The following is a 7,627-nucleotide window of genomic DNA, read 5'->3' as shown; positions in this document are numbered from 1 at the left end:
CTTAAGGAAAGAGGATTACAAGGATTTTTCTGCTGTAACAGTTGCAATTAATGCTGTTGTTCGAGGTAAGAATATTACACAGCAAGAACTTGTTGATGGATATGCTGCTGCAATCGAGAATGCAATTAATACGTTGAAGATAGTGCCCAAAATTATTGAAGGTTTAAATCAAACTATTAAACATGATCAAGAGATAACTTTTAAGTCTAATGCTGATATAAAAGATTTTCAAATGGTTCTTTTGAATGGAAGTGAAGTTTTATCAAGCAATTATACACTTAAAGAAGGTAGTACTATTGTTACGTTAAATAAAGATTTTGTTAAAACACTTAACACAGGTAAGTATAGGATAAGTATTGTATCATCAACTGGTTCTGCTAATACAGAGTTTACCATAATAAAACCTACAAAATCAAATCATTCTGAGATGAATACTCCGGAAACTGGAGACAACTTCACTATGATTTTTCTTGTAGCACTCTTATTTGTTTTATCTGGAGGAGTATTAACCTTAACATTGATACGTAAGTATTCTATTAAATAAAGAGGCAATATAATTAAAAGTACTTTCTTAAAGTGAGGGGAGTACTTGGAGTATTTAACAAGCTGTGTTTTAAATTAGATTATAATGGATTTTTTATTCTAATAATGAATCTTAAAAAATAATATGTTTTAAGATTCTAGAAGTAGCACAATAATGTAACTAATATATATAAGCTACTATAACTAAGAATCATCGCTGAGTGTAGTAGCTTTCTTGTATTTAGATATATACTTCTTAAGAGAATTTTTTAAAGAAGATATATAGTCTAATAAAGAATCTTTATTGTATTTAGAAGTTACGTTCATTATAGGATAAATGGTACTGTTATTCGAAATGTTTAATATTAATTAGAATCTATATATGATTCAAGGCTTACATAAAAATAGAGGGTAAGCAATGATTTTTAAAATTATAAAAATTTGTAAAATGAATATTCTTGAATATTAATGGTAAACTAAATATATCATGTATTATGCAGTTATAATAGACTATAAGTACGGTATGGATTCATTGACAACTTATAGAGTTTCTGATAAAATGAAATTCAAATTTTATATTTTACGATGATAAAGAAGAGTAGTAATAATAGTTTTTTTAGAGAGGCTGTGGATGGTGAAAACAGTTAAGGCTTTATTACGAAGGGAGCTTTTGAGTAATTGCTTTGAAAGTAGGGCTATTGCCAAGAAGGGTGGAACCGCGGAATGATATTTCGTCCCTTTAAGGTAAGGGCTTTTTTTATTTTTATTTATATTTTAATTTTTCTAACTATATATTCTAATAAACAATCTTAACTCTGTTTAGATGTAACATTTATCATAGAATATATACAAAGAATAATGCAAATGTAGAATATTAGTTTATATATTATGAGAGTGATTTTCTTAAAAAGCGCTTTTATCCACTGAAAAGTATTTTTATCCACAAAAGATATTTAGACTTATTCACAATGTGGATTAAAATTAATTAAAAATGTTGATTATTTTTAATTTTACAATAATAATCTTTAAAAGAGCAAAAGAGCAAAAGAGCAAAAGAGCAAAAGAGCAAAAGAGCTTAAAAGCTAAAGTGATTAAAAGAATTAATAAAAAGAATTAATAAAAAGATTTAAAGCACTTAATTAATAGAGTTACTTTATAAGTTTACAGGAAAGTAAAACAATGAAGACTTATAATAAAAAACATAGACTTGTAAAATTAATTAATGCTGACTTCTTAGAATTATATAGTTAAGGTATTTAAATATAATTACTAAAACATATGTGATATATAGATGAAATGTAATTAAAAGATTTAAATATAATAAGTGAGATATAAGTGAAGTATAGTTAAGAGATCTAAATATAATAAACTAAAATATGAGTTAATAAATAAAATTTATATAAAAGAAATTGTAAATTATTTAATATATAATTTTGAAATGGAGGTTTATACTATGGCAGTTGAAAAGACTATGGAGAAGATAGTATCACTATGTAAGACTAGAGGATTTATATTTCCGGGTTCAGAAATTTACGGAGGATTGGCAAACTCTTGGGATTACGGCCCACTAGGTGTTGAACTTAAAAACAATGTTAAAAAAGCTTGGTGGAAAAAATTTGTTCAAGAGAGTCCATATAATGTAGGACTAGACTGTGCTATATTAATGAATCCTGAAACTTGGGTAGCTACAGGACACGTTGGGAATTTCTCAGATCCTTTAATGGATTGTAAGGATTGTAAAGCTAGATTTAGAGCAGACAAATTAATTGAGGATCACATGACAGCAGAAGGTGTTGAATATGCTAGTGCTGATGGATGGAGCAATGAAGAGTATACAAAATATATTCAAGAAAAGGGTATTGTATGTCCTAAGTGTGGAAAAGTAAACTTTACTGAAATAAGAAAGTTCAACTTAATGTTTAAGACATTCCAAGGTATTACAGAGGATAGCAAAGCTGAATTATACTTAAGACCTGAAACAGCTCAAGGTATCTTTGTAAACTTTAAGTCAGTACAAAGAACTTCAAGAAAGAAAGTACCATTTGGTATAGCTCAAATTGGTAAATCTTTTAGAAATGAGATTACTCCAGGTAACTTTACATTTAGAACTAGAGAGTTTGAGCAAATGGAACTTGAATTTTTCTGTAAACCAGGAACAGATTTAGAGTGGTTCGCATTTTGGAAAGAATATTGCTTAAACTTCTTATATAATTTAGGAGTAAACAAAGAGTGTATTAGATTTAGAGATCATGCTCAGGAAGAGTTATCTTTCTATAGTAATGCAACTTCTGATATAGAATATCTTTATCCATTTGGATGGGGAGAATTATGGGGTGTAGCTGATAGAACAGATTACGACCTTAAGAGACATATGGAACACTCAGGTGTGGATATGAATTACTTAGATCCAAACACTAATGAGAAATATGTTCCATACTGTATTGAACCATCTTTAGGTGCAGACAGGGTTACATTAGCATTTTTAGTTGATGCATACGATGAAGAAGAATTAGATAATGATGATGTTAGAACAGTGTTACACTTACATCCTGCATTAGCTCCATTTAAGGCAGCTATTTTACCATTATCTAAGAAATTATCAGAAAAAGCTGATGAAGTATATTCTATGTTAAGTAAAAAGTTTAATGTAGAGTATGATGAAACAGGAAGTATTGGTAAGAGATATAGAAGACAAGATGAAATAGGTACTCCATACTGTATTACAATTGACTTTGATACTTTAGAAGATGGTTGTGTAACAGTTAGAGATAGAGATACTATGGAACAAGTAAGATTAAATATAAATGAATTAGAAAAATTCATTGCAGAAAAACTTGAATTTTAATTTTAAATCACAAGTAGTTTTATAAAATAATTGAGTTTATGGTGAAATTAATTTTATAATGTAAGTAACTTTATGAAATAATTGTTTTTATAGTGTTTTAATCTTATATTATAACTAGATTTATATTATAGTTCATCTTATGCTAGGATTAACTCTAAGGTATAAGTTACTTTGAAGTAATTTCAATTATAACGTGAACTAGCTTTATGGTGTAAGTGATTTTATAAAGTAATTTCTTTTAGAATGAAATTAATTTTATAGTTTAATTAATTTTACAGAGTGATTAAGCGGAATTTTTAGATATAAAAAACCATGTATAACTAAGATGATATTAAGATGCCTTTACTTGAGGGTTGCTTTAATATAAATCAGTTTATGCATGGTTTTTATTTTGAGAATAGGTGGTATTAATAGAGAGCTTTATTTGAGTATATTCCATTGTATAGTTTATAAAGATTTTCTTAGCGTATAAAATATAGAAGTTATTAAGAAGGAAAAAGTAAAAATGAAAGCATAAAGCATTAAAAATATAAAAAAGTAAAATTATTAGTTCTGCTTTTTTATGTGTATTAAGTGGTAAGAGAAGAGAGAGGTTTTACTTTGTGGATTAGCGAAATCAACTTTGAGAATTATATATAGGATTAGATAAACTTAACTTATCCTTAGAATGTTATAGTGAAATAATTATGAAGAAGTAGGAAAGTGTAGTTTAGCTTTATCTATATAAAGCACGTAAAACACAAGATTAAGTAGTAATATGAAGAAAAATCATGAGTATAATAAAGTCGAAACAATGAGTAATTTGGTGTAAAAGGTAAGTACTAATGTATGTATTTAAAAAGAATTCATGATATGGTTAAGATTATTTATATGTTTTATATAAATTTACAAGAGTAACTAAGGTGCGAAAAAAAGTAAAAACCGGATTACATCCGGTTTAAATAAGGGGTTAATCATGGGGTTGCTATCATCTTGTGATAATTATGGGGATATGTTAATGATTAACCTATACTTGGGGAATTATCTATATCATATTTTTACGGCACATACATATATTACACCTGAAAGTCGAAATTTGCAAGAAAAAAATTACCAAAATAAAAAAGAAAGTATTTTCCGAAAATTAAAACAAAATAAAGTGGGATTTAAATATGTATATTGAGTTTGATTATAAAATACACAAAAATGGTATGGTATCATGGGTGGTAAGAAAAATCATATAAGCAAAAAGCGTATTACAATATAAGAAATTTATTAAGGGAAAGTGAAGATATATATGTTAATATTCATGTACATATGCAAGATAAAAGTGTTATAATTTTCATGATGATTGAGCAAAATTAAATGTTAGGGTAAAAATTAAGAAATATTACTACCATCTATTTTAGGTGTATCTTAATATTATTAGTTCTGTATGAGCTAGTGGATATTTATATGGATTTATAAAGATAAGTTTTCTATATAAAATATAGGTATGTATATAAGCTATATTAAATTAGAGTTTATGAAGTAAAAGTACTACATACATATAAATGTTCATATGAGGGTAATTGATATGTACTCTTATAGTTGATAGAGGATAATCAGAATTTATACTGAGCTTACTTATGGAAATATATGAATTTGTAAACAATGTGGTAGAAAAAGCATATTTAATTTAGTATAGAGAAGTAAAGAAATATAAGAGGCGTTAATTAAAATATTTGAATGATTATAAATTTTAATATATAAGGTTAAATTAAAGCTTTATTATATTGAGGGAGGATATTATGAAAAGAGACTTCAATGAGTTTAAAGAATTTATTAAAAATAAGAAAGTTGCTGTTGTGGGAATAGGGGTTAGCAATATACCTCTTATTAACTACTTAGTTAATTTAGGAGCTAAGGTTACAGCTTTAGATAAAAAAACAATAGATAAGTTAGATAAAAGTGTAGTAGAGGATTTTAATAGTAAAAATGTTCAATTAATATTAGGAGAGTCTTATTTAGATGATCTAACAGGATTTGATGTAGTGTTTAAAACACCATCCATGAGAATTGATAATCCAGCTTTTGTTAAGGCAAAGGAATCAGGTGCTATTATAACTTCAGAAATGGAGGAGTTTGTTAAATATTGTCCAGCTACTACATTAGGTATAACAGGTAGTGATGGTAAGACTACAACAACAAGTTTAGTATATGAGATTTTAAAAACAGATGGATACAAAACTTGGGTTGGTGGAAATATAGGTACTCCTTTATTCAGTAAAATAGAAGAGATAAAAGAAAATGATATGGTTGTGTTAGAGTTATCTAGTTTTCAACTTATGACTATGGATGTTTCAACTAATGTAGCAGCCATAACTAATTTATCGCCAAATCATTTAGATATGCATAAAGATATGGACGAGTATGTCGATGCTAAAAAGAATATATACAAGTTCCAAGGGGAAGATGAATTATTAGTAATTAACATGGAAAATGATATAACTAATCCTCTAGATAAAGAAGCTAAGGGAAGGGTTATGAAGTTCAGTAGTAAAAATGTAGTTAAGGATGGTTCATATTTACAAGATGGAGTTTTATACTTAAGAGATAAGGCTGTATGTAAAAGAGAAGAGGTTAAATTACATGGGATTCATAATGTAGAAAACTTACTTACTGCTTTTGCTATAGTTTCAGATTATGCAAGTATTGAAAGTATGAAAAAGGTAGCGACTACTTTTTCAGGAGTTGAGCATAGATGTGAATTTGTAAGAGAAGTTAATGGAGTTAGATATTATAATGACTCAATAGCTTCAAGTCCAACAAGAACAGTTGCAGGACTTAAAGCTTTTGAAAAGCCAGTTATACTTATAGCAGGGGGATATGATAAAAACATACCTTTTGAAAAGCTTGCCTTTGAAGGATATGATAAGATAAAAACAATAGTAATTTTAGGGGCAACAAAGAGTAAAATAAAAGAGCAGTTTGATAGACTTAAAGAGGAAAAGGGCATTGAAGTACCGATGATTCTTGTGGATTCATTAGAAGAAGCTGTATTAAAAGCTAAAGAAGTTGCAACAAGTGGAGATATAATAACTTTATCACCAGCATGTGCAAGCTTTGATATGTTTCCTAACTTTGAAGCAAGAGGTAATAAGTTTAAAGAAATAGTATCAGAACTAAAATAAATTAATATGTATATATATCTTCTGCTAAAGAATCTTCATTCTATTTATAGAGGATGTGCATCATAGAAGGAATTCAATGATTAATATAAATGTAGTATATTAATTAGAACTTATATATTTTGATAAAGGCATTTAAATATACTATATTAAATGCCTCAGGCTGTAGACAAGAAAATGGTCTACAGCCTATTTTAATGTTAAAATATATTATTGAATGAGACTTAAGTGTAGATATATATTTGGTAAGGTATATAGTTACAACGGAACTGTACAATAATATTTATTAATAAGTTTTATTCATAGATATATTATAGGATTTTAATGAATTTAATATATGCATATTTTAAAGTTTTGAAAATTACAAATTAAAATACTATAAATAGTATTTATATAACCATAAGTATAAATATAAGATAGAGTAATAGTAGTTTAATAAATATAATATAAAAGAATAGTAGTAATTAGAACATTGGAATAAGGAGAAATCATTATTTAAATGTTCTTTTTTATTTCTGTAAAGCCAAAAATAATAGACACTACTCCAAGTGTATCAATATACGAAAAAAAAAGAAAATACAAGAAAATATAAGAAAGTATAAACATAAATTTAAATAATTATATTTTTCGAAGCATATAGGAAGAATCTGATATGATAACATATTTCTTGTCGCTGAGAGATGACAAAAGCAAAACTTAAACGAAAGTTAAAAAGTTTTAAAAAATGTTGACAAATAAAATAAAGTTTGGTAACATAAAAAAGTCATCAGAAAACGATGAAAAAAACATGGTCTTTGAAAATTAAACAGAGTAATAAAGAAACAACTCGTAAAATGCTTTGAGTAATAAATAAAATCTTATCGAAAGATAAGTAGTCAGTGAATACTGAGTAATCAAACTTTTAAATTGAGAGTTTGATCCTGGCTCAGGACGAACGCTGGCGGCGTGCTTAACACATGCAAGTCGAGCGATGAAGTTCCTTCGGGAACGGATTAGCGGCGGACGGGTGAGTAACACGTGGGCAACCTGCCTGTAAGTGGGGGATAGCCCTCCGAAAGGAGGAGTAATACCGCATAAGATATTTTGATCGCATGGTCGAAATATTAAAGGA

General features: G+C 27.5%; 2 protein-coding genes, 1 rRNA gene, 1 pseudogene and 1 other annotated feature. All 4 genes and pseudogenes read left to right on the top strand.

From position 1 onward, the window contains the following. Positions 1-544 (top strand): annotated as a pseudogene (locus BUA48_RS15685) (hypothetical protein); the annotation flags it as partial. A gap of 554 nt (positions 545-1,098) precedes the next feature. Next, positions 1,099-1,264 (top strand) — a binding site (T-box leader). Positions 1,265-1,975: 711 nt separating this feature from the next. Next, positions 1,976-3,367, top strand: a complete 1,392-nt coding sequence (locus BUA48_RS15150; RefSeq protein WP_072832882.1) for a glycine--tRNA ligase — start codon at positions 1,976-1,978, stop codon at positions 3,365-3,367. A gap of 1,769 nt (positions 3,368-5,136) precedes the next feature. After that, a complete protein-coding gene (murD, locus tag BUA48_RS15140; protein ID WP_072832880.1) occupies positions 5,137-6,519 on the top strand; it encodes a UDP-N-acetylmuramoyl-L-alanine--D-glutamate ligase in 1,383 nt (460 codons plus the stop codon). An 899-nt stretch (positions 6,520-7,418) separates the two neighbouring features. Further along, positions 7,419-7,627 (top strand): 16S ribosomal RNA (locus BUA48_RS15135); the annotation flags it as partial.

This window comes from Clostridium collagenovorans DSM 3089 (assembly GCF_900130005.1).
GTDB classification, from domain to species: domain Bacteria; phylum Bacillota; class Clostridia; order Clostridiales; family Clostridiaceae; genus Clostridium_D; species Clostridium_D collagenovorans.
This window is presented reverse-complemented; position numbering and strand designations above follow the sequence as displayed.